We start from the raw sequence: 20,858 nt of genomic DNA, 5'->3' as shown, positions 1-20,858 counted from the left end.
TCGCATGCTGTCGGGAGCGGGCCAAGCCATGACCTCCGCAGGTCTCGCGGCGACCTCGGCTTGAGCCCGCACCGACGGCGGCGTTGCCCGCCGTTGACCCTCGTGTGCCGACCAGGTGAAGACGGTCGGCAGATCGTCCGCCACCCCGTCCCCCGACCGGGCCGCGGCGCCGACAGGCCGTAATGTTGTCATCAACAGATCCGGCGACGACGCGGTCACGAACCGCAGCGGAAGTGGGCGATCCCAGCGTGACCCAGAAGGCGGAGCCTGACTCGACCCGTGCCGACTTCGGCGCGAACGAGTGGCTCGTGGACGAGCTGTACGAGCAGTTCAAGCAGGACCGGAACGCGGTGGACCCCGCGTGGTGGGACTTCTTCGAGGGCTACAAGCCCGGCGAGACCGAGACCCCGAGCGGGTCCAACGGGTCGCCGGCCCCGGAGGCCGCCCCGCCGGCCCCCGCCCCGCAGACGCCCCTGCCGTCCCCGGCCCCCGCAGCCCCGCCGGCGGTGAGCGCCCCCGCGGCGCCCGCACCGACCGGGACAACCGAGCCGCCCGCCATCACGTCGCCGATCGCGACCGCGCAGCCGGCGACCGCGCCGTACGCGCAGGTCGCGCAGCGCCCGACCCGCATCGAGGCCGCCGAGTCCGGCGACGACGTGCAGAAGCTCCGCGGCCCGGCGGCGCGCGTCGTGACCAACATGGAGGCCTCGCTCGAGGTCCCGACCGCGACGTCGGTGCGCGCCGTGCCGGCCAAGCTCATGGTCGACAACCGCATCGTCATCAACAACCACCTGGCCCGCGGCCGCGGCGGCAAGGTGTCGTTCACGCACCTCATCGGCTACGCGCTCGTCGAGGCGCTCGCCGACATGCCGGCCATGAACGCGGCGTACACGCTCGTCGACGGCAAGCCCGGCGTCCTGCAGCCCGCGCACGTCGCGCTCGGCATCGCGATCGACCTCGCGAAGCCCGACGGCACCCGCCAGCTCCTCGTGCCGTCGATCAAGAAGGCGGACACGCTCGACTTCGCGCAGTTCTGGAACGCGTACGAGGACGTCGTGCGCCGGGCGCGCGGCAACAAGCTCGCGGTCGACGACTTCGCGGGCACGACGATCTCGCTCACCAACCCGGGCACGATCGGCACGGTCCACTCGGTCCCGCGCCTCATGCAGGGCCAGGGCACGATCGTCGGCGTCGGCGCGATGGAGTACCCCGCGGAGTTCGCGGGCATGTCCGAGGACCGCCTCAACGCGATGGGCGTCTCGAAGGTCCTCACGCTCACGAGCACCTACGACCACCGCATCATCCAGGGCGCGCAGTCCGGCGACTTCCTGCGCATCCTCGGCCGCAAGCTGCTCGGCGAGGACGGGTTCTACGACCGCGTCTTCGCGGCGCTGCGCGTCCCCTACGAGCCCGTCCGGTGGGTCCGCGACACGTCGAACGACCCCGACGACGAGGCCATGAAGCCCGCCCGCATCGGTGAGCTCGTCCACGCGTACCGCTCGCGCGGGCACCTCATGGCGGACACCGACCCGCTCGCCTACCGCCAGCGCAAGCACCCCGACCTCGACGTGCAGAACCACGGCCTCACGCTGTGGGACCTCGACCGCACGTTCCCGACGGGCGGGTTCACCGGCAAGCCGCGTGCGCGCCTGCGCGACGTGCTCGGCCTGCTGCGCGACTCCTACTGCCGCAGCATCGGTGTGGAGTACATGCACCTGCAGGACCCGCGCCAGCGCCGCTGGCTCCAGGAGCGCCTGGAGTCCGGCTACGCCCGGACGCCGCGCGAGGACCAGCTGCGCATCCTGCGTCGCCTCAACGCCGCCGAGGCGTTCGAGACGTTCCTGCAGACCAAGTACGTCGGCCAGAAGCGCTTCTCGCTCGAGGGCGGCGAGTCCGTCATCGCGCTGCTCGACGCGATCCTGTCGAAGGCCGCCAACGCGGGCCTCGACGAGGTCGGCATCGGCATGGCGCACCGCGGCCGGCTCAACGTGCTCGCGAACATCGCGGGCAAGTCGTACGCGCAGATCTTCAGCGAGTTCGAGGGCAACCAGGACCCGAAGTCGGTCCAGGGCTCGGGCGACGTGAAGTACCACCTCGGCACCGAGGGCACCTTCACGGCCGAGTCGGGTGCGACCACGCAGGTCTACCTCGCCGCGAACCCATCGCACCTGGAGGCCGTCGACCCGGTCCTCGAGGGCATCGTGCGCGCCAAGCAGGACCGCATCGACCTCGGCGGCGACGGCTTCTCCGTCCTGCCGATCCTCGTGCACGGCGACGCGGCCTTCGCGGGCCAGGGCGTGGTCTTCGAGACGCTCAACCTGGCGCAGCTGCGCGGGTACCGCACGGGCGGCACGATCCACGTCATCATCAACAACCAGGTCGGCTTCACGACGGGCCCGTCGTCGTCGCGCTCGTCGCAGTACGCGACCGACGTGGTCAAGGGCCTCCAGGTCCCGGTGTTCCACGTGAACGGCGACGACCCCGAGGCGTGCGTCCGCGTCGCCGAGCTCGCGTTCGAGTACCGCGAGCAGTTCGACCGCGACGTCGTCATCGACATGCTGTGCTACCGCCGCCGCGGTCACAACGAGGGCGACGACCCGTCGATGACGCAGCCGCTCATGTACAACCTCATCGAGGCCAAGCGCTCGGTCCGCAAGATCTACACCGAGGCGCTGGTCGCACGCGGCGACATCTCCCTGACCGAGGCCGAGCAGGCGCTGCAGGACTACCAGCAGCAGCTCGAGCGCGTGTTCGCGGAGACGCGCGAGGACGGCTGGACGCCGCCGCCCGCCGAGGCCGAGGCCGTCGCCGGCCTCGAGCGCCCGGAGTCGCAGCTCGAGGACGCCGGGATCATGGTCGGCTGGAAGACCGCGGTCGACCGCGGCACGCTCGAGCGCATCGGCAAGGCGCACGTGCGCCCGCCGGAGGGCTTCACCGTCCACCCCAAGCTGCAGCAGCTGCTCAACAAGCGCGAGCAGATGTCGCGCGACGGCGGCATCGACTGGGGCTTCGGCGAGCTGCTCGCGTTCGGCTCGCTGCTCGTCGAGGGCACGCCCGTGCGCCTCGCGGGCCAGGACTCGCGGCGCGGCACGTTCGTGCAGCGGCACGCCGTGTTCCACGACCGCGAGACCGGCGCCGAGTGGACGCCGCTGCTCTACCTCTCCGCGGACCAGGCGAAGTTCTGGGTCTACGACTCCTCGCTGTCGGAGTACGCGGCCCTCGGGTTCGAGTACGGCTACTCCGTCGAGCGCCCGGACGCGCTCGTGCTGTGGGAGGCGCAGTTCGGCGACTTCGTGAACGGCGCGCAGACCGTCATCGACGAGTTCATCTCCTCCGCCGAGCAGAAGTGGGGCCAGCGGTCGTCCGTCGTGCTGCTGCTCCCCCACGGCTACGAGGGCCAGGGGCCCGACCACTCGTCGGCGCGCATCGAGCGGTTCCTCCAGATGGCCGCCGAGGACAACATGGTCATCGCGCAGCCGTCGACGCCCGCGTCGCACTTCCACCTGCTGCGTCGTCAGGCGTACCACCGCCCGCGCAAGCCGCTCGTGGTCTTCACGCCCAAGTCGATGCTGCGCCTCAAGGCCGCGTCGTCGGCGGTCGAGGACTTCACGACCGGCACGTTCCGCCCGGTGATCGGCGACGACCTCGCCGCGGCCAAGGCCGGCCAGGTGACCCGCGTGGTCCTGTGCTCGGGCAAGGTCTACTGGGACCTCCTGGCCGAGCGCGTCAAGACCGGCGACGAGCACACCGCGATCGTGCGGTTCGAGCAGCTCTACCCGCTCGACGAGGACGCGGTCCGCGAGGCGCTCGCGCCGTACGGCGACGCCGAGCTCGTGTGGGTGCAGGACGAACCGCGCAACCAGGGCCCGTGGACCTACCTGTCGACGCACCTGCCGCAGCTCATCGGCCGCGAGCTGCGGGTCGTGTCCCGCCCGGAGTCGGCGTCGCCGGCCGCCGGGTCCGCCAAGCAGCACCAGGCGCAGCAGGCGCGGCTCCTCGAGCAGGCGTTCGCGCGCTGACGTCCCTGAGGACGACACGAACCCCCCGGCCCTTCCTCGGAAGGTGCCGGGGGGTTCGTCGTGCGCGGAGCGCCGGCGGGCCGGGCGTCGGCAGGCCGGGCGTGGGCACGCCGGGCGTCGGCAGGTCGGGCGTCGGTGGGCCGGGCGTCGGTGGGCCGGGCGTCAGCCGACCGGGACGTCGACGCCGAACGTCCGGCGGTAGGCCTGCGGGCTCGTGCCGAGGGTGCGTGCGAAGTGGTGGCGCAGGACGGCGGCGGTGCCGAAGCCGCACAGCCGGGCGATCTCCTCGACGGTCGCGTCGGAGCGCTCGAGCATCTCCTGTGCGCGCACGAGCCGCTGGCGGGTGATCCACGCGGCGGGCGTCGTGCCGGTCTCCGACTTGAAGCGGCGCGCGAAGGTCCGCTCGGAGACGAACGCGCGGGCGGCGAGGTCGGGGACGGTGAGTTCCTGGTCGAGGTTCTCGACCATCCACGCGAGCAGCGGGGCGAGCGTGTCGGCGTCGCACGGCAGCGGCGTGTCGACGTACTGCGCCTGGCCCCCGTCGCGGTGCGGCGGCACGACCATGCGCCGCGCGACGGCGGCGGCCATCGCGGCGCCGAGCTCACGGCGCACGAGGTGCAGCGCGGCGTCGATCCCCGCGGCGGTCCCGGCGCTCGTGATGACGCGGTCGTCGTCGACGTACAGCACGGCGGGGTCGATGACGGCGGCGGGGAACCGGCGCGCGAGCTCGGTGGTGTACATCCAGTGCGTCGTGCAACGGCGGCCGTCGAGCAGCCCGGCCTCGCCGAGCGCGAACGCGCCGCTGCAGATGCTCATGACCCAGGCACCCCGGTCGTGGGCGCGGCGCAGCGTGTCGAGGACCGCGTCCGGGACCTGCGTGGGCTCGCCGTAGGCCGTCATCACGACGAGGTCGACGTCGTCGGCGGCGTCGAGCCCGTGCTCGACGAGCAGCGAGAACCCCGCCTTGGTGGTGACGAGCCCGGGCTCCGGGGCGCACACCGTGAAGTCGAAGCGCGGGCCGCCGGTGTCGGTGCGGTCGATCCCGAACACCTCGCAGGTGACGCCGAGCTCGAAGGGGGCCGTGTTCGGCAGGACGATCGCGGCGACGGAACGGAGCATGCCGCCAGTATCCCCACAGGCGTGGCGGAAACTCAACGGTCATCGTCGGTCCTGCCACTCGTGGCGCGACTTCGATGGTCGGAGAATTTCTGCCATGACCACTCTCTGGATCCTCGTCGCACTCGCCGCCGCGGCGTGGTGGGTCACCCGCCTCGTCCTGGCCGTCCGCGGGGACGGTCTCGGCACCACGCCGCCGCCGTCGTCGCACGCCGACTGGTCCGACGCGACGTCGGACCTCCCCTCCGAGCCGTTCCGCGTCGCCGGCTGACGCCGCGGCGCTCACCACCCGCAGGGGCGGCGACACGGGTCCACCGCCGGCGTCGCCGCCCCGTCGCCGTCGACCCCCACCCGCACCCCGTCGGGCGACAGGCCCACCGATGAGCCGCGTCCGGCGCCCCCGCCCTGAGAGAATGTCCGCGGGACGGTGCCGCGGGCGCCGCACGACGGCGAAGGCGAGGGCACGGTGGGCGAGCTGCGGCTGGCGGTGGTCGGTGACGAGCTGGCCGCCGGCGTCGGCGACCCGAAGGGGCTCGGCTGGGTCGGCCGCGTCGTCGCCCGCACCCCCAGCCCGGAGCCGTTGACCGCCCTCACACTCGCCGTCCCGGGCGAGACGACGTCCGGGCTCGGCGCCCGCTGGGAGGACGAGGTGGGCCGCCGGCTCTCCGCCGACGCCGACAACCGCCTCGTCGTGGCGCTCGGCCGCGCCGACGTCGACGCGGGCCTGTCGCTCGCGCGCTCCCGGCTCAACCTCGCCAACATCCTCGACGTCGCCGAGCAGCGCCGGATCCCCGCGTTCGTCGTCGGCCCTCCCCCGGGCTCGACGGCCGACTCGGAGAAGCTGGCCGACCTGTCGGCCGCGTTCGCCGACGTCGCGACCCGCCGCCGAGTGCCGTACGTCGACACGTTCACGCCGCTCGCGGCCCACGACCAGTGGCTGGGCGACCTCGCCACGGGCAACGGCGTGCTCCCCGGTCAGGCCGGCTACGGCCTCATCGCCTGGCTCGTCCTGCACACGGGCTGGCACGCCTGGCTCGGGCTGCCGGACGACGCGGCCTGACGCCCCTCCGGCGCACCTCACGCGCGGGCCGGCTCCGCGCGCGACGACGCCCGCACCCCTCGACGGGTGCGGGCGTCGTCGCTGCTCAGCGCAGCGTCTGGCGGACGGCGGCGAGCGCGGTGTCGAGGACGGTCCGCAGGGTGTCGACCGTGAGCTGCTCGACCTTCCCCTGCGCGTCCGCGCGACGCAGGTCGGCGCGCAGCTCGTCCCGGAAACGGCCGAGCATCGCCTCGGCGTCGGTGCGCCGGACGTGCGAGGCCGCGTGCGCGTCGGTCGGCGCGGGCGGCTGGTGCTGCACGGCCGTGGCGCGGGCCTGCTGCGCGGCGGCGGCCAGGTCGGCGCGCAGCCCGCGCATCTCGCCCCGGACGTCGGCGCGCACCGACGCGGCACGGTCGCGGACGGTGTCCGCGATGCCCTCCTCGAGGTCGGCGAGGTCGGCCTCGCGCGCGGCGAGCTCGGCCCTGCCGGCGTCGGTCAGCGAGTAGGTGCTCTTGCGCTCCTGGTCGACGCGGACGACAAGGCCCTCCTCCTCGAGCCGGGCGAGGCGCGGGTAGATCGTGCCGGCGCTCGGGCGGTACGTGCCGCCGAACCGGTCCGACAGCGCGGTGATGAGCTCGTACCCGTGCTTGGGCCCGGACTCCAGCAGGGACAGCAGGTAGAGCCGCAGCTGCCCGTGCGCGAACACCGGAGCCATCATCGCGCGGCCCCGCGCAGCACCGTGATGTGGCCGGAGACCGAGCTCGCCTGCACGAAGCACGCGCCGTCGCCGGTGCGCAGGTCGACCTTGCGCTGGCCGGGCATCGAGCCCTTGTACTCCTCGTCGTCGACGACGAGACGGCCGGACACCGACTGCGCGCGGACCTGGACGCCCTTGCCGTACGGCAGGCGGACGGTCACGTCGCCCGAGACGCTCGACGCGGTGAGCGACGAGGTCCCGGAGGTGACGTCGAGCGTGAGCGCGCCCGACACGGTGTTGGCCTGCACGAGGGTCAGCTCGCCGGACGCCGCGAGCTCACCCGACACCGAGTTCAGCTTGAGGTCGCCCGCGTGGTCGCGGACGACGACCTCGCCCGAGACGGTGTTGGCCGACAGCCGGCCGCGGGTGCCGTCGACGACCAGGGAGCCGGACACCGTCGACACCGACGAGTCCGACACCGTGCCGGCGAGCAGGCCCTCGGCGCTCACCGTGCCGACCTTGGCGTAGACGTCGCGCGGGACCGCGATGTGCACGTCGGCACGGTCCTTGTCGCGGAAGTTGCGGACCTTCTCCAGCCACCCCTCCCAGCCGCTGAGGGTGAACGAGTAGCCGACGCGGAGCTCGCCGTCGACGAGCGTGATCTCGAGCGGGCGCCCCTCGACGTCGTGCACCTCGATGCGCGCGCCGGGTTCGTCGCGGGCGACGACGTCGACCCGTCCTCCGACGAGCTGGACGCGCAGGGCCGCGACCTGCTCGACCTCGATGATCTGGGGGTGGGCGACGACCCACGTCTCGGTGGCCATGCTGCTGCTCCTCTTCGCGATATATCTCGTTCCGTCGAACACGTTATATCGCGTCTGTCGCGACACGCAACCCCCGGGACGACGAAGGCGCGCACCCCGCCGGTCGGCCGGGTGCGCGCCTCGCCGGGGGCACGCAGGTCGTGGAGCGGTCAGGACACGAGGCCCGCCTGCCGCAGCTCCACGGTGAGGTCGTGCGGGTTCGTCGAGGTCGCCATGGCCTCCTCGTACGTGATGACGTCGTCCCGGACCAGCTGGAACAGGTGCTGGTCGAACGTCTGCATCTTGTAGAAGTCGCCGTCCTTGATGAGGTCGATCAGCGGCGGGCCGCTCATCGGGTCGAGGATCACCTCGGCCGTGCGGCCCGTGTTGACCATGACCTCGACCGCGGCACGCCGGCCCGTCCCGTCGGCCCGCCGGACCAGGCGCTGCGACACGATGCCGCGCAGGGCCTGCGCGAGTGCCACGCGCACCTGCTTCTGCTCGTGCGGCGGGAAGAAGTCCACGACGCGGTTGATCGACTCCGCCGCGTCGATCGTGTGCAGCGTCGACAGCACCAGGTGGCCGGTCTCCGCCGCGGACAGCGCCGCGCGGACCGTCTCCACGTCACGCATCTCGCCGACCAGGATCACGTCCGGGTCCTGCCGCATCGCGGCGCGCAGCGCGACCGTGAAGTCGGCGGTGTCCTGACGGACCTCGCGCTGCGACACGATCGCCTTCTTGTCGTGGTGCAGGATCTCGATCGGGTCCTCGATCGTGACGATGTTGACCTCGCGGTACGTGTTGATGAGGTCGACCATCGACGCGAGCGTCGTCGTCTTGCCGGACCCCGTCGGGCCCGTCACCAGCACGAGGCCGCGCGGCTCGAGCGCGAGCTCCCCCACGACCTCCGGCAGCCCCAGCGTCCCGAGGGACTCGGCGCCCACGGCGACCCGCCGGAACACGAGGCCGTACGTGCCGCGCGCCTGGTACGCGTTCACACGGAAACGCCCCACCCCCGAGAGCGAGTACGCGAAGTCGGCCTCGTGCGTCGTGCGGAACTTCTCCACCAGGTCGTCGGGCAGGACCTCCTCGAGCATCCGCTCGGTGTCCGACGGGCGCAGGTCCGGCACCTGCAGCTTGCGCAGCCGCCCGTCGACGCGCACGCGCGGGGCCGACCCGACCTTGCAGTGCAGGTCGGAGCCGCCCGTGCTGGCGAGGGCGTGCAGGAACGGGATGACGGACTGCGTGCTCTGGGTCACGCAGCCCTTATCGGCCGGATTGCCCGTCGACTTGAGCGGACGTCGGGGGTCCTCGTGCGATGTGGGACGATGGAGGGCAACCAGCACAGACGTCGAGGAGACGATCCATGAGCAAGCGCGGCCGCAAGCGTCGTTCCCGAGCGGGCAACGGCGCGAACCACGGCAAGCGTCCCAACGCCTGAGCACAGGCCGGGACACTCCCGTACGCACGAAGGCCCGGACCCCCTCGCGGGGACCGGGCCTTCGGCACGTCAGGGCTGCGGCGAGCGCAGGTGCAGCGTCAGCTGCTCGTGGATGCGGACCCGCAGCGTGTCGGGTGCCACCTCCTGGCAGCCGCGTCGCACCAGGTGCTTCATGACGACGTCGACGTCGTACTCGTGCAGGCACCCCTGGCACTCGGCCAGGTGCGTCCGCACCGTCTGGGCGTCGACGTCGGCCAGCTCGGCGTCCAGGTACTCCCAGAGCCGGTCCAGCGCGTCCTCGCAGTTGTTGCCGCACCCGCCGGTCACCTGCGTGACCGACTCGTCCATCTCGCTCATCGAGCACCCTCCGGCGCGCTGGGTGCCGTCGCCACCAGGCCGCGCTCGCGCGCGTAGTCCGTGAGCAGCTCCCGCAGCTGCGCACGCCCCCGGTGGAGCCGGGACATCACCGTCCCGATCGGCGTCCCCATGATCTCGGCGATCTCCTTGTACGCGAACCCCTCGACGTCGGCGAGGTACACCGCGATCCGGAACTCCTCAGGGATGCGCTGGAGCGCGTCCTTGACGTCGGAGTCCGGGAGGTGGTCCAGCGCCTCCGCCTCGGCGGAACGCAGGCCGCTCGACGTGTGCGACTCCGCACGAGCGAGCTGCCAGTCCTCGATCTCCTCCGACCGCGACTGCTGCGGCTCGCGCTGCTTCTTGCGGTAGGAGTTGATGTACGTGTTCGTCAGGATCCGGTAGAGCCACGCCTTGAGGTTCGTGCCCGGCCGGTACTGGTGGAACGCCGCGAACGCCTTGGTGAAGGTCTCCTGCACCAGGTCCTCGGCGTCGGCCGGGTTGCGCGTCATCCGCAGGGCAGCGCCGTACAGCTGGTCCAGGTAGACCAGCGCCTCGGCCTCGAACCGCTCGGTCCGGGCGCCCTCGTCCTCGGCGTCGGGTGCGCGGTGGGTGTCCTCGCTCATCGCCCACGAGCCTAGCCCCGCGGACGGGGTCGCACCGGTGGGGGCACCGTCCGTGGACGGCACGCCCGCCCAGCCGATGAGGACGCCGGGCACGACGGGGGCGGGCGCACGGGTCGACGCCTGGACTGTCGGGCTCATGCGCTCCACAACGACACGTACGCGCGACGCATTCCCGCCGACAGGGCGCGTCGCCTCCCGCCCTCGCGGCGCGACGCCCCCTCGCGCACTAGCGTGGCCGACATGACGACACCGTCGACCGGCTCGGAGTTCCTCCGGCTGCTGCGCGAGCAGATCGGGCACGAGTTCGACGCCCACCAGCAGTACGTCGCGATCGCGGTGTGGTGCGACGGCCAGGACCTGCCGCAGCTGGCCCGGCACTTCTACCGGCAGGCCCTCGAGGAGCGCAACCACGCGCTCATGTTCGTCCAGTACCTCCTGGACCGGGACCTCGACGTGGAGATCCCGCCCGGTGGCGCGGTCCGCAACCACTTCTCGTCCGTCGTGGAGCCGGTCGCGCTCGCGCTCACGCAGGAGCAGCAGGTCACCGAGCAGATCGAGGCGATCTTCCGCGCGGCCCGCGCCGAGAGCGACGCGCTCGGCGAGCAGTTCCTGCAGTGGTTCCTCAAGGAGCAGGTGGAGGAGGTCGCCTCCGCCCGCACGCTGCTCACCGTCGCGACACGCGCCGGCGACAACCTGTTCGACCTCGAGAACTTCGTCGCCCGGGAGACCATCGGCGACTCCGGCGAGTCACCCGACGCCCCGGCTGCGGCCGGCGGTGCCCTGTAAGGAGGAGCGCCCGTGCTGCTGCGCCGCATCGCCCGACCCCTGTTCGCCACCTGGTTCGTCGTCGAGGGCCTCGACGTCGTGCGCCACCCCGCCGTGCACGCGGCCCACGCGCGCGCCGCGCTCGACACGGTCGACGCCCGCGTGCCCGCGGCCGTGCGCGGGGCCGGCGCCACGCGCGGGGTCCTCGGCCTCGAGCTCACCGAGCGCCAGCTGCGGTCCGCCGTGCAGGCGCACGGTGCCGCGCTCGCGGTCGCCGGCGGGCTGCTCGCGATCGGGAAGGCGCCGCGCACCGCGGCGCTCGCGCTCGCGGCGCTCACCGCGCCGCTCGTCGTCGTCAACCTCCCCGACAAGGGGCTCGACCGGGACCCCGTGGTCAAGGCCGAGCGCCGCACGCGGCTCGTGCGCGCGGTGTCCGCCCTCGGGGGCGCGCTGCTCGCCGCAGCCGACTACGAGGGCCGTCCCGGTCTCACGTGGCGCGTCCAGCAGCACCGCGCGCACCACGCGTCCGACGACTGAGGCGGCCGGGCGCCCGTCACGACGTGCCCGTGGCGTGGTCGCTCCGGTCGGCGCGCTGACCGTCGTCGGTAGCCTGGCGCCATGACCGCCCTCGACTCCCACCCGCAGCCGACCGCCGCGCTCTGGGCCGCCCCGCAGGTCGCCGGACCGCTCGACGCGCTCGTCGAGGTGCCCGGGTCGAAGTCGCTCAGCAACCGCTACCTCGTGCTGGCCGCGATCGCCGACGGTCCGAGCCGGCTGCGCGCGGTCCTGTCCTCGCGCGACACGCGGTTGATGGGTCAGGCGCTCGAGACCCTCGGCGTGGGCGTCGAGACGGGGACGGACTGGCTCGTCGCGCCCGCACCCCTGCGCGGGCACGTGACGATCGACTGCGGGCTCGCCGGGACGGTCATGCGGTTCCTGCCCGCGGTCGCAGCGCTCGCGGACGGCCCGGTCCACTTCACGGGCGACCCGGAGGCCCTCGTCCGCCCGATGGGTCCGGTGATCCAGGCGCTGCGCGCGCTCGGCGTGCGGGTCGACGAGGACGGCGAGCCCGGTCACCTGCCGATCACGGTGCACGGCCGTAGCGCGGTGCGCGGTGGTCACGTCGACGTCGACGCGTCCGGGTCCAGCCAGTTCGTGTCGGGCCTGCTGCTCGCGGGCGCCCGGTTCGACCAGGGCCTGACGGTCCGGCACACGGGCCGCACGCTGCCGAGCCTGCCTCACATCGAGATGACCGTCGACGTCCTGCGCGCGGCGGGCGTCGAGGTCGACGACTCCCGGCCGGACATCTGGCACGTCGCCCCCGGTCGGGTCGCCGGGCGGGACGTGCGCGTCGAGCCGGACCTGTCGAACGCCGGCGCCTTCCTGGTCGCGGCGCTCGCGGTCGGGGGCACCGTGCGCGTGCCGGGCTGGCCGTCGGCGACGACGCAGCCCGGGGGCCTGCTGCCCGGCATCCTCGAGCGCATGGGCGCGACGACGCACCTCGACGGCGACGTCCTGTCCGTGACCGGCACCGGGACGGTGCGCGGCGTCGACCTCGACCTCAAGCCGGCGGGCGAGCTCGCCCCGACCATCGCGGCCCTCGCGGTGTTCGGCGACTCCCCCACCCGGCTGCGCGGCATCGCGCACCTGCGCGGTCACGAGACCGACCGGCTCGCCGCGCTCGCCAACGAGATCACGCGGCTCGGCGGTCAGGCCGAGCAGACCGCCGACGGCCTCGTCATCACGCCGCGCCCGCTGACCGGCGGGGTGTGGCGGACGTACGCGGACCACCGCATGGCGACCGCGGGCGCGCTCGTCGGGCTGCGCGTGCCCGGCGTGCAGGTCGAGGACGTCGCGACGACCGGCAAGACGCTCCCCGACTTCGTCGGCATGTGGCAGCGGATGCTCGGGCCGTCCGACGCGGGGACCCGGGCGTCCTGATGCCGACCCGCCGCTACGACGAACGGGACGTGCGCATCCGTCCCGGACGAGGGACGCGGCCCCGCACCAAGATCCGACCCGAGCACGCGGACGCCGAGACCGCGCTCGTCACCGGCGTCGACCGCGGCCGGTACGCGGTGCTCGTCGACCCGGACGGCCCCGCCGAGCGACGCGCGACGGCCATGAAGGCGCGCGAGCTCGGACGCGAGCGGGTCGTGCCGGGCGACCGGGTCGACGTCGTCGGCGACACCTCGGGCGACGAGGGCTCGCTCTCGCGCATCGTGCGGATCACCGAGCGGCGCACGGTCCTGCGGCGCACGGCCGACGACACCGACCCCGTCGAGCGGGTCATCGTCGCGAACGCCGACCAGCTCGTCATCGTCACGGCGCTCGCCGACCCCGAGCCGCGCACGCGCATGATCGACCGGTGCGTCGCCGCGGCGTACGACGCGCGCATGGACGTGCTGCTCGCGCTCACGAAGGCCGACCTCGCGGACCCGTCGGAGCTCGTCGCGATGTACGCGCCCATCGGCGTCCGCGTCGTGGTGACCCGCACGGAGGGCCCGCGCGACGAGCGCGTCATCCACGGCTTCGACGACCTGCGCGCGGCGCTCGACGGCCGCACGTCGGTCCTCGTCGGGCACTCCGGGGTGGGCAAGTCGACCCTCGTGAACGCGCTCGTCCCCGACGCCTACCGCGCCACCGGCGCGGTCAACGACGTCACGGGCCGGGGGCGGCACACGTCGACGTCAGCGGTCGCGCTGCGGGTGCCCGGCACGGACGCGCCCACGTGGGTCATCGACACGCCCGGCGTCCGGTCCTTCGGGCTCGCGCACGTGGACCCGACGCACCTGCTCCGCGCCTTCGCCGACCTCTCGGAGGTCGCCGAGGAGTGCCCGCGCGGCTGCACGCACGCCGCCGACGCCCCGGACTGCGCGCTGGACGACTGGGTCACGGACGCGCCCGACGACGAGACCCGCGACGCACGGGCGGCCCGCGTCGAGTCGTTCCGACGCCTCCTGGCCAGCCGGCTCGGCTCCGGGGACAACGACCCGCGCGAGTCGCGCGAGACCGCGCGGCCCTGACCTGGAGGGCGGCGCTACGGTGTCCGCCATGAGCCTGCGCCCCGGGTACGACGACGACCTGCGCCTCGCCCACGTCATGGCCGACCAGGTCGACTCCCTCACGATGTCGCGGTTCAAGGCCCAGGACCTGCGCGTCGAGACCAAGCCGGACCTCACGCCGGTGTCCGACGCGGACCGTGCCGCGGAGGAGCTGATCCGCGGCCAGCTCGCCCGGGCGCGCTCGCGCGACGCGGTGCAGGGCGAGGAGATGCCCGACACCGGGCACGGCCCGCGGCGGTGGGTGGTCGACCCGATCGACGGCACCAAGAACTTCGTGCGCGGCGTGCCCGTGTGGGCGACGCTCATCGCGCTCATCGACGGCGACGAGGTCGTCGTCGGACTCGTGAGCGCGCCCGCGCTCGGCCGACGCTGGTGGGCCGCGCAGGGCTCGGGCGCGTGGACGGGCCGGTCGCTGGCCTCCGCGTCGCGCATGCAGGTCTCGGCCGTCGACCGGCTCGAGGACGCGTCGCTGTCGTACTCGAGCCTGAGCGGCTGGGAGGAGGAGGGCCGGCTCGACGGCTTCCTCGACCTCACCCGGCGGGTGTGGCGCACCCGCGCGTACGGCGACTTCTGGAGCCACGTGCTCGTCGCCGAGGGCGCGGTCGACCTGTCGACCGAGCCGGAGCTCGCGCTGCACGACATGGCCGCGCTCGTCCCGATCGTCACCGAGGCGGGCGGTCGCTTCACGTCGGTGCGTGGCGTGCCGGGGCCGTTCGGCGGGTCCGCGCTGGTGAGCAACGGGCTGCTGCACGACCAGGCCCTGGAGCTGCTCGACCCGATGCCCTGAGCGAGGTGGAGCCCGGCGACGACCGCCGTCGAGCAGGCTCGCGGCCAGCCCCGCCCCCGAGGTCGCCCGGACAGGTGAGGCGCGTCGGCGCGTCGTACCGTCGGTCCCAGGGCGAGAGGGGTGCCGGATGGACCAGCGGGCGGTGCGGGCGGCGTCCTTCGAGCACGGCGTCGCGGCGTACCAGGCGGCGCGACCGACCTATCCCGACGACGTCGTGCGCTGGTGCGTCCCGCACGACGCGCGCGACGTGCTGGACCTCGCCGCCGGGACGGGCAAGCTCACGAGCCGGCTCGTCGCGTTCGGCTACGACGTCGTCGCCGTGGAGCCGTCCGACGCGATGCGCGCCGAGCTCGAGCGCACGGTCCCGGACGCCGACGCCCGCCCCGGCACGGCGGAGGCGACCGGCCTGCCCGACGCGTGCGTCGACGCCGTCGCCGTCGCGCAGGCCTGGCACTGGTTCGACGCACGCGCCGCGTCCGCCGAGGTCGCGCGCGTGCTGCGGCCCGGCGGCCGGGTCGCCGTCGTGTGGAACGTGCGCGACTCGCGCACCGACTGGGTCGCGCGGTGGACGGAGATCGTGCACACAGGCGACCCGCTCGACACGAGCGCGCACGAGCCCGACCTGGGACCCGCGTTCACGCCGCCCGAGCACCGCGAGACGTCCTGGTCCTCACGCATGCGCACGGGCGACCTGCGGGTCCTCGCCGCCAGCCGCAGCCACCTGCTGACGCTGCCCGCCGACGAGCGCGACGCGCTGCTGGACCGCGTCGACGACCTCGTCGCGCACCACCCGGACCTGCGCGGACGGGACGAGGTCGACGTGCCGTACGTGACGCGCGCCTGGCGGGCGACGCTGCGGTGACCGTCCTGGCCGGTGGTCAGCCGACCAGGCCGAGCCCCGCCATCGCCTCGGCGAACGCCCCGGTGACGAGCACCGCGACCCCACCGTCCTCGGCCGGACCGGTGACCTGCTGGAGCGTCCCGTCGGGCGCCCGGTAGAACACCTCCGGGCTGACCGGCCCCGGGCCCTCGAACTCGCCGCGCGCGAGCGGGATCAGGGTCGACATCGCGTGCGTCACCTCCGGCCCGGCCAGCACGTGCAGAGCCAGCAGGTGGCGGTTCGGGACGGCGACGAGGACGCCGTGGGCGGGCCGCTCCAGGTGCAGGTGCGACGCCAGCAGGTCGTCGAGGAGCAGCAGCCGGCTCGCGCCGAACAGGTCGTCGGACGCGAAGACGTGCACCTCAGCCCCGCGTGCGGGCCGGAGCACCTGGTGGTCGGGCGCCGGGAGGGCCCGCAGGTTCGCGGTGGCGTACGGCTCGACGGCCGCCCAGCCGCCGAACTTCGCGAGGTCGGTCACCGTCGAGACGTGCGTCGGGAAGTCGAGGCACGCACGCACCACGAGACCAGGGCCGAGGTCCGGCCCCGCGTCCCCGTCGGGGTCGCGCGGCGCGTGCGCCGGGTCGTCGGGCAGCACCCGGGCGACGACGATCCCGGTGATCTCCTCGAGCGTCTCGGGCTCGCGGAAGTCGCGCATCGTCAGGAGGCCGCCCACGTGCGTCGCGACCACCGCGTCGCGCTCGCGGCGCGGCGCCGTCGCGACCATCGCCGCGAGGTTCCCGAGCCCGAACACCTGCCCGTCGGTGGCGACCAGGTGGTCCCCGCGTGCCTCGACCGCCACACCGGCGGCGGCGAGCTCGGCGACGACCCGCGCGCGGAGCCAGTCCGCCTGCGCGGCGCTCAGCGACGGCAGGTCGGGGTCGGGAGTGTCGGCGGCACGGTCACGCCCGCGGGAGAAGAGGCCCATGCCGCGCGAGTGTAGAGACGTCGCCGGGACGCCCGGGCCGGCGACGTCGCGGCAGCCGGGTGATCCTGCCGGCGGCTCAGACGCCGAGCAGGGCGGGCAGCTCGGTCAGGGAGCGGATGGTCCGGACGTCCGCGGCGGCGATCTGCTCGTCCGAGATCGGGTACCGACGGCCGTCGGGCCGGTCGAGCCAGACGCCCACGAGCCCCGCCTCCCGGGCGGCGGCCGCGTCGACGTCGAGCTCGTCGCCCACGTACGCGGTGCGCGCCGGGTCGGTGCCGAGCAGCCGGCACGCCTCGGCGAACACGCGCGGGTCGGGCTTGCCGAAGCCGAGCGTGTCGACGCCCACGAGCATCGGCACGCGGTCGACGAGCCCGACGCGCTCGAGCTTGGCGGTCTGGTACGCGACGGAGGCGTTCGACAGCGCGCCGACCGCGATCCCCGCCGCGAGCAGCGCGTCGACGACCGCCTCGGCGTCGTCGTGCGCCGTCCACGCGCTGCTGAAGCCGTCCTGGAACACCTCGTCCCAGCGCGCGAAGCCGTCCTCGTCGAGCGTCCGCCCGCCGAACCGGGCGTGCAGCTCGTTGGCGCGCGCCATCCTCTGCTCCTCGTACCCGGCCTCGCCGCGCGTGTACCGGGAGTAGTGCCCGTTGACGTCGGCACGCCACACCGTGAGGAGCTCGTGGTCGCGCTCGGGCGGCACGTCCGGCAGGTAGCGCCGGGCGATCGCCGCGAGCGCCGACCCGAACGCGCCGCGGGTGTCGACGAGCGTGTCGTCGATGTCGAAGAGCACGCCGTCGACGAGCGCCCCGGGAGCGCCCGTCACAGCGTCGCGCGGAGCCGGTCGATCCGGGCCAGCGTGGCGTCGCGGCCCAGGATCTCCATCGACTCGAACAGCGGCGGCGACACGCGACGGCCCGACAGCGCGACGCGCAGCGGCGTGAACGCGAACCGCGGCTTGATGCCGAGGCCGCCCTCGTCGACCAGCGCGGCCTGCAGGACCTCCTGCGTCGCGGCCGTCGTGAAGCCGTCCGCGGGGAGGGCCGCGAGGGCCGCACGCGACGCGTCGAGCACGGTCGCGGCGTCGTCGCGCAGGGCCGCGCGCGCGTCGTCCGCGACCTCGAGCGCGTCGTCGGCGACGAACAGGAAGCCGAGCATCCCGACGGCCTCACCGAGCAGCGTGACGCGCGTCTGGATCAGCGGGGCGCCCGCGTCGAGCAGCGCGCGGTGCGCGGCCGACAGGTCGGCGTACGAGTCGGCCGGGACGAGCCCGCCCGCGTGCAGGTACGGCACGAGCCGGTCGCGGAAGTCGTCGGGCGCGAGCAGGCGCACGTGCTCGGCGTTGATCGCCTCGGCCTTCTTGAGGTCGAAGCGCGCCGGGTTCGGGTTGACGTCGGCGACGTCGAACGCGTGCGCGAGCTCGTCGAGCGTGAACACGTCGCGGTCGGGTGCGATGCCCCAGCCGAGCAGCGCGAGGTAGTTGAGCAGGCCCTCGGGCGTGAAGCCGCGCTCACGGTGCAGGAAGAGGTTCGACTCCGGGTCGCGCTTCGAGAGCTTCCGGTTGCCCTCCCCCATGACGTACGGGAGGTGGCCGAACTGCGGCACGACGGACGCGACGCCGAGCTCGACGAGCGCGCGGTACAGCACGACCTGACGCGGCGTCGACGACAGCAGGTCCTCGCCGCGCAGCACGTGCGTGATGCCCATGAACGCGTCGTCGACGGGGTTGACCAGCGTGTACAGCGGGTGGCCGTTCGCGCGCACGATGACGTAGTCCGGCACCGAGCCGGCCTTGAACGTGATCTCGCCGCGGACCAGGTCGGTGAACGTGACGTCCTCGTCGGGCATCCGCACGCGCAGCACGGGCGAGCGACCCTCGGCCCGGTACGCCGCCTTCTGCTCGTCGGTCAGGTCGCGGTCGAACCCGTCGTACCCGAGCTTGGGGTCGCGGCCCGCGGCGCGGTGCCGGGCCTCGATCTCCTCGGGCGTCGAGAACGACTCGTACGCGTACCCGCCCTCGACGAGCCGGCGCACGACGTCCGTGTAGAGGTCGTAGCGCTGCGACTGCCGGTACGGCGCGTGCGGCCCGCCGACCTCGACGCCCTCGTCCCAGTCCAGCCCGAGCCAGCGCAGCGCGTCGAGCAGCTGCAGGTAGCTCTCCTCCGAGTCCCGCTCCGCGTCCGTGTCCTCGATCCGGAACACGAACGTCCCGCCCGTCTTCCGGGCGTACGCCCAGTTGAACAGCGCGGTGCGGATGAGACCGACGTGCGGGGTGCCGGTCGGCGACGGGCAGAAGCGGACGCGCACGGCGGAGCCGGCGGGAGCGGGGGTGGTCACGGGTACAGGTTAGTTGCGGCTGTGGCCACGGTCAGTCCGCTGCCGGTGCAGTCGTCGAGCCGCGCCTCTCGAACGCTCCTCTGTCCCATGTCGCGCCGTCTCCGACGTCGCCCGTGTAGACCGGGTCGATGAACGCGACGACGAGCGCGACCTGGTCGTCGAGCTGGACCTCGGTGCGGTCCTCCAGCTGCCACGTGCGCCGCCACGCCGCCCACGAGCGCGTCGTCGACCGGCAGCTCGGCGACTGCTCGGACGACGGCACGCAGGTGCACCTCGTCGAGCGTCTGGTCGACGAGCTGGGCGTCGATGTCGCGAGTCGGCCGGCGCAGTCCGTGGGCAGCGAGAAGGACGCCACCCTTGAGGACGAAGTCGTCGCGGTACGGCGTCTGCGTCAGACGCGCGAGGAACCGTTCGAGCGCGTAGAGCGGACGATCTCGCCGAACGCCCGACCTCGTGCCGTGGCCTCGCGCTTCAGAGCGGCGTACGTCTGTCCTGGTCTCATGTGAGGTAGTTCAGCGCCACTCGAAGCGGTCCCTGCGCGCGTGGAAGCGTCCTAGCGACGCTCAACAGGGCAGCCGGCGTGTTGCCGCGCCGACGCAGCCATGTTCGGAGAGCCTCGATGCCGGTCTCGTAGCCGATCTCGTGGCGCAGTCGGAACGCGTCGACGATGGACCGCTCGGCCGTGTACAGCCCGACGGTCGAGCCCGTGCCCTCGATGTGGGTCGTCGTGCGCCCGACCGAGAAGGTCTCGGCGTCGAACAGGTGCCACCGGACCGTGCTCGCCGAAGCGGGGCGACGAGAGCCGCGGGGCAGCGCGAGGTCGGTCCACGCGGGGATCGCGTCGATCAGCTCGTGGTGCACGAGTGCGGATGTGAGGCAGAGGGTAGCCTCGGGCGCCCGGGACACCGCCGCGTACAGGTCGACGTCGTACGTGGCGGAGTCGGGACGTTGGTACAGCCCCTGCGCGACGCGCTCGAGGAGACCGTCAGCGGCGAGGCGCTGGATGGTCCGCGCGCTGAGACCTGCTGCTGCGGCGTCGTCCAGCGTGAAGGCGGTCCGCGGGAGGGCGTCGATGCGGTCCATGAGCCCCCTGACCTGTCGCTATCCGTGCACACGTATTCTTACGTGTTATCAGATTGCGACACAAGAGGGGGTTTCTCGTCCACCGAGGGGCCGCGGGCGCCGAACCGACGGTCACCGCCGGGTGCGAGACGGGCCCTAGCCGCGGCGCAGGACCGGGTTGCGCAGGACGCCGATGGACTCGACCTCGACCTCGACGACGTCGCGGTCGACGATCGGGCTGACGCCCGCAGGCGTGCCGGTGAGGATGACGTCGCCGGGCAGCAGCGTGAACACCTCGGAGACGTACGACACCAGGTACGCGGTGTCGAAGACCATCTGCGACGTGCGCCCGTCCTGCTTCGTGACGCCGTTGACGCGCGCGGTGACCGCGAGGTCCTCGACGTCGAGGCCGGGGACGATCCACGGGCCGATGGGGCACGAGCCGTCGAAGCCCTTGGCGCGGGTCCACTGCAGGTCGCTGCGCTGGATGTCGCGCGCCGTCACGTCGTTGGCGACGGTGTAGCCGAACACGTGGTCGAGCGCGCGCTCCGGGCTGACGTCCTTGGTGACCTTGCCGATCACGACGGCGAGCTCGGCCTCGTGCTCGACGTGCTCGGTCCAGTCCGGCAGGACGATCGGGTCGTCGGGGCCGATCACCGAGGTGTTCGGCTTGAGGAAGAGCAGCGGCGAGGTCGGGACCTCGTTGCCGTGCTCGGCCGCGTGGTCGGCGTAGTTGCGACCGACGCCGATGATCTTGGACCGCGGGATCACGGGCGCGAGCAGGCGGACGCCGTCGTCGTCGAGGCGGCGCCGCTCCCCCGTCGGCTGGATCGGCGTGTAGATCGGGTCGCCGGTGAGGACGACCAGCTCCTCCGCGCCGGGGTCGCCCTCGACGACGGCGTAGCGCGGGTCCTGACCTGTGGTGAAGCGGGCGATGCGCACGTG

22 protein-coding genes are annotated in these 20,858 nt (G+C 73.5%); 10 read left to right on the top strand and 12 right to left on the bottom strand.

The features are described 5' to 3' along the window. Positions 1 to 248 precede the first annotated feature (248 nt). Positions 249 to 4,019: a multifunctional oxoglutarate decarboxylase/oxoglutarate dehydrogenase thiamine pyrophosphate-binding subunit/dihydrolipoyllysine-residue succinyltransferase subunit gene (locus GXP71_RS02685; RefSeq protein ID WP_162351393.1), complete on the top strand. Its 3,771-nt coding sequence runs from the start codon at positions 249 to 251 to the stop codon at positions 4,017 to 4,019. 162 nt (positions 4,020 to 4,181) lie between these two features. Here GXP71_RS02685 and GXP71_RS02680 read toward each other — a convergent pair whose 3' ends face one another. Then, positions 4,182 to 5,138, bottom strand: coding sequence for a GlxA family transcriptional regulator (locus GXP71_RS02680; RefSeq protein WP_162351392.1), 957 nt, complete (start codon positions 5,136 to 5,138; stop codon positions 4,182 to 4,184). A gap of 94 nt (positions 5,139 to 5,232) precedes the next feature. Between GXP71_RS02680 and GXP71_RS02675 the strand changes: the two genes are divergently transcribed. Further along, positions 5,233 to 5,406: a hypothetical protein gene (locus tag GXP71_RS02675; RefSeq protein ID WP_162351391.1), complete on the top strand. Its 174-nt coding sequence runs from the start codon at positions 5,233 to 5,235 to the stop codon at positions 5,404 to 5,406. Between the two features lie 195 nt (positions 5,407 to 5,601). Continuing rightward, the gene (locus tag GXP71_RS02670; RefSeq protein WP_162351390.1) at positions 5,602 to 6,195 is read left to right on the top strand and encodes a GDSL-type esterase/lipase family protein; all 594 of its coding nucleotides are present in this window, start codon (positions 5,602 to 5,604) and stop codon (positions 6,193 to 6,195) included. 85 nt (positions 6,196 to 6,280) lie between these two features. Here GXP71_RS02670 and GXP71_RS02665 read toward each other — a convergent pair whose 3' ends face one another. From GXP71_RS02665 to GXP71_RS02655, 3 genes are all read right to left on the bottom strand, one after another. After that, positions 6,281 to 6,889, bottom strand: coding sequence for a PadR family transcriptional regulator (locus GXP71_RS02665; protein ID WP_162354163.1), 609 nt, complete (start codon positions 6,887 to 6,889; stop codon positions 6,281 to 6,283). Further along, on the bottom strand, positions 6,889 to 7,695 hold the full coding sequence (locus tag GXP71_RS02660; RefSeq protein ID WP_162351389.1) for a DUF4097 family beta strand repeat-containing protein: 807 nt from the start codon (positions 7,693 to 7,695) through the stop codon (positions 6,889 to 6,891). Before GXP71_RS02660 ends, GXP71_RS02665 begins: the two co-directional genes overlap by 1 nt. Positions 7,696 to 7,844: 149 nt before the next feature. Next, on the bottom strand, positions 7,845 to 8,933 hold the full coding sequence (locus GXP71_RS02655) for a type IV pilus twitching motility protein PilT (protein ID WP_162351388.1): 1,089 nt from the start codon (positions 8,931 to 8,933) through the stop codon (positions 7,845 to 7,847). A gap of 107 nt (positions 8,934 to 9,040) precedes the next feature. Between GXP71_RS02655 and GXP71_RS20620 the strand changes: the two genes are divergently transcribed. After that, complete coding sequence (locus tag GXP71_RS20620) at positions 9,041 to 9,115, top strand: 50S ribosomal protein bL37 (RefSeq protein WP_370521008.1); 75 nt, start codon at positions 9,041 to 9,043, stop codon at positions 9,113 to 9,115. Between the two features lie 69 nt (positions 9,116 to 9,184). Here GXP71_RS20620 and rsrA read toward each other — a convergent pair whose 3' ends face one another. Beyond that, the gene (gene rsrA / locus GXP71_RS02650) at positions 9,185 to 9,472 is read right to left on the bottom strand and encodes a mycothiol system anti-sigma-R factor (RefSeq protein ID WP_162351387.1); all 288 of its coding nucleotides are present in this window, start codon (positions 9,470 to 9,472) and stop codon (positions 9,185 to 9,187) included. Continuing rightward, the gene (locus GXP71_RS02645; RefSeq protein ID WP_162351386.1) at positions 9,469 to 10,233 is read right to left on the bottom strand and encodes a sigma-70 family RNA polymerase sigma factor; all 765 of its coding nucleotides are present in this window, start codon (positions 10,231 to 10,233) and stop codon (positions 9,469 to 9,471) included. Before GXP71_RS02645 ends, rsrA begins: the two co-directional genes overlap by 4 nt. A gap of 102 nt (positions 10,234 to 10,335) precedes the next feature. On the opposite strand from GXP71_RS02645, the gene GXP71_RS02640 reads away from it, so the two are divergent. The 6 genes from GXP71_RS02640 (at position 10,336) to GXP71_RS02615 (ending at position 15,574) form a co-directional block, all read left to right on the top strand. Continuing rightward, entirely contained in the window at positions 10,336 to 10,881 is a 546-nt protein-coding gene (locus GXP71_RS02640; RefSeq protein WP_162351385.1) for a ferritin, read from the top strand. A gap of 12 nt (positions 10,882 to 10,893) precedes the next feature. Next, complete coding sequence (locus tag GXP71_RS02635; protein ID WP_162351384.1) at positions 10,894 to 11,397, top strand: DoxX family protein; 504 nt, start codon at positions 10,894 to 10,896, stop codon at positions 11,395 to 11,397. An 81-nt stretch (positions 11,398 to 11,478) separates the two neighbouring features. Then, complete coding sequence (gene aroA / locus GXP71_RS02630) at positions 11,479 to 12,801, top strand: 3-phosphoshikimate 1-carboxyvinyltransferase (RefSeq protein WP_162351383.1); 1,323 nt, start codon at positions 11,479 to 11,481, stop codon at positions 12,799 to 12,801. Further along, positions 12,801 to 13,886 carry a ribosome small subunit-dependent GTPase A gene (gene rsgA / locus GXP71_RS02625; RefSeq protein WP_162351382.1) on the top strand — a complete coding sequence of 362 codons (1,086 nt, stop codon included), beginning with the start codon at positions 12,801 to 12,803 and terminating at the stop codon, positions 13,884 to 13,886. The genes aroA and rsgA overlap by 1 nt, the downstream gene beginning before the upstream one ends. Positions 13,887 to 13,914: 28 nt before the next feature. Beyond that, complete coding sequence (locus GXP71_RS02620; RefSeq protein ID WP_162351381.1) at positions 13,915 to 14,712, top strand: inositol monophosphatase family protein; 798 nt, start codon at positions 13,915 to 13,917, stop codon at positions 14,710 to 14,712. A 127-nt stretch (positions 14,713 to 14,839) separates the two neighbouring features. Continuing rightward, the gene (locus GXP71_RS02615; RefSeq protein WP_162351380.1) at positions 14,840 to 15,574 is read left to right on the top strand and encodes a class I SAM-dependent methyltransferase; all 735 of its coding nucleotides are present in this window, start codon (positions 14,840 to 14,842) and stop codon (positions 15,572 to 15,574) included. 16 nt (positions 15,575 to 15,590) lie between these two features. Here GXP71_RS02615 and GXP71_RS02610 read toward each other — a convergent pair whose 3' ends face one another. From GXP71_RS02610 to GXP71_RS02585, 6 genes are all read right to left on the bottom strand, one after another. Next, the gene (locus GXP71_RS02610) at positions 15,591 to 16,517 is read right to left on the bottom strand and encodes a hypothetical protein (RefSeq protein WP_162351379.1); all 927 of its coding nucleotides are present in this window, start codon (positions 16,515 to 16,517) and stop codon (positions 15,591 to 15,593) included. A gap of 76 nt (positions 16,518 to 16,593) precedes the next feature. After that, positions 16,594 to 17,340, bottom strand: a complete 747-nt coding sequence (locus tag GXP71_RS02605; RefSeq protein ID WP_162351378.1) for an HAD family hydrolase — start codon at positions 17,338 to 17,340, stop codon at positions 16,594 to 16,596. Continuing rightward, positions 17,337 to 18,851, bottom strand: coding sequence for a glutamate--tRNA ligase (gene gltX / locus GXP71_RS02600; RefSeq protein WP_162351377.1), 1,515 nt, complete (start codon positions 18,849 to 18,851; stop codon positions 17,337 to 17,339). The genes GXP71_RS02605 and gltX overlap by 4 nt, the downstream gene beginning before the upstream one ends. Next, positions 18,848 to 19,246, bottom strand: a complete 399-nt coding sequence (locus GXP71_RS02595) for a nucleotidyl transferase AbiEii/AbiGii toxin family protein (RefSeq protein ID WP_162354162.1) — start codon at positions 19,244 to 19,246, stop codon at positions 18,848 to 18,850. Before GXP71_RS02595 ends, gltX begins: the two co-directional genes overlap by 4 nt. Positions 19,247 to 19,349: 103 nt before the next feature. Continuing rightward, positions 19,350 to 19,934: a type IV toxin-antitoxin system AbiEi family antitoxin domain-containing protein gene (locus tag GXP71_RS02590; RefSeq protein ID WP_162351376.1), complete on the bottom strand. Its 585-nt coding sequence runs from the start codon at positions 19,932 to 19,934 to the stop codon at positions 19,350 to 19,352. A 135-nt stretch (positions 19,935 to 20,069) separates the two neighbouring features. Further along, entirely contained in the window at positions 20,070 to 20,855 is a 786-nt protein-coding gene (locus tag GXP71_RS02585; protein WP_162351375.1) for a fumarylacetoacetate hydrolase family protein, read from the bottom strand. Positions 20,856 to 20,858: the final 3 nt, after the last annotated feature.

Source organism: Cellulomonas sp. H30R-01, assembly GCF_010119915.1.
Classification (GTDB): domain Bacteria; phylum Actinomycetota; class Actinomycetes; order Actinomycetales; family Cellulomonadaceae; genus Cellulomonas; species Cellulomonas algicola.
The sequence above is the reverse complement of the archived record's forward strand: the minus strand, read 5'-3'. Positions and strand labels throughout refer to the sequence as shown.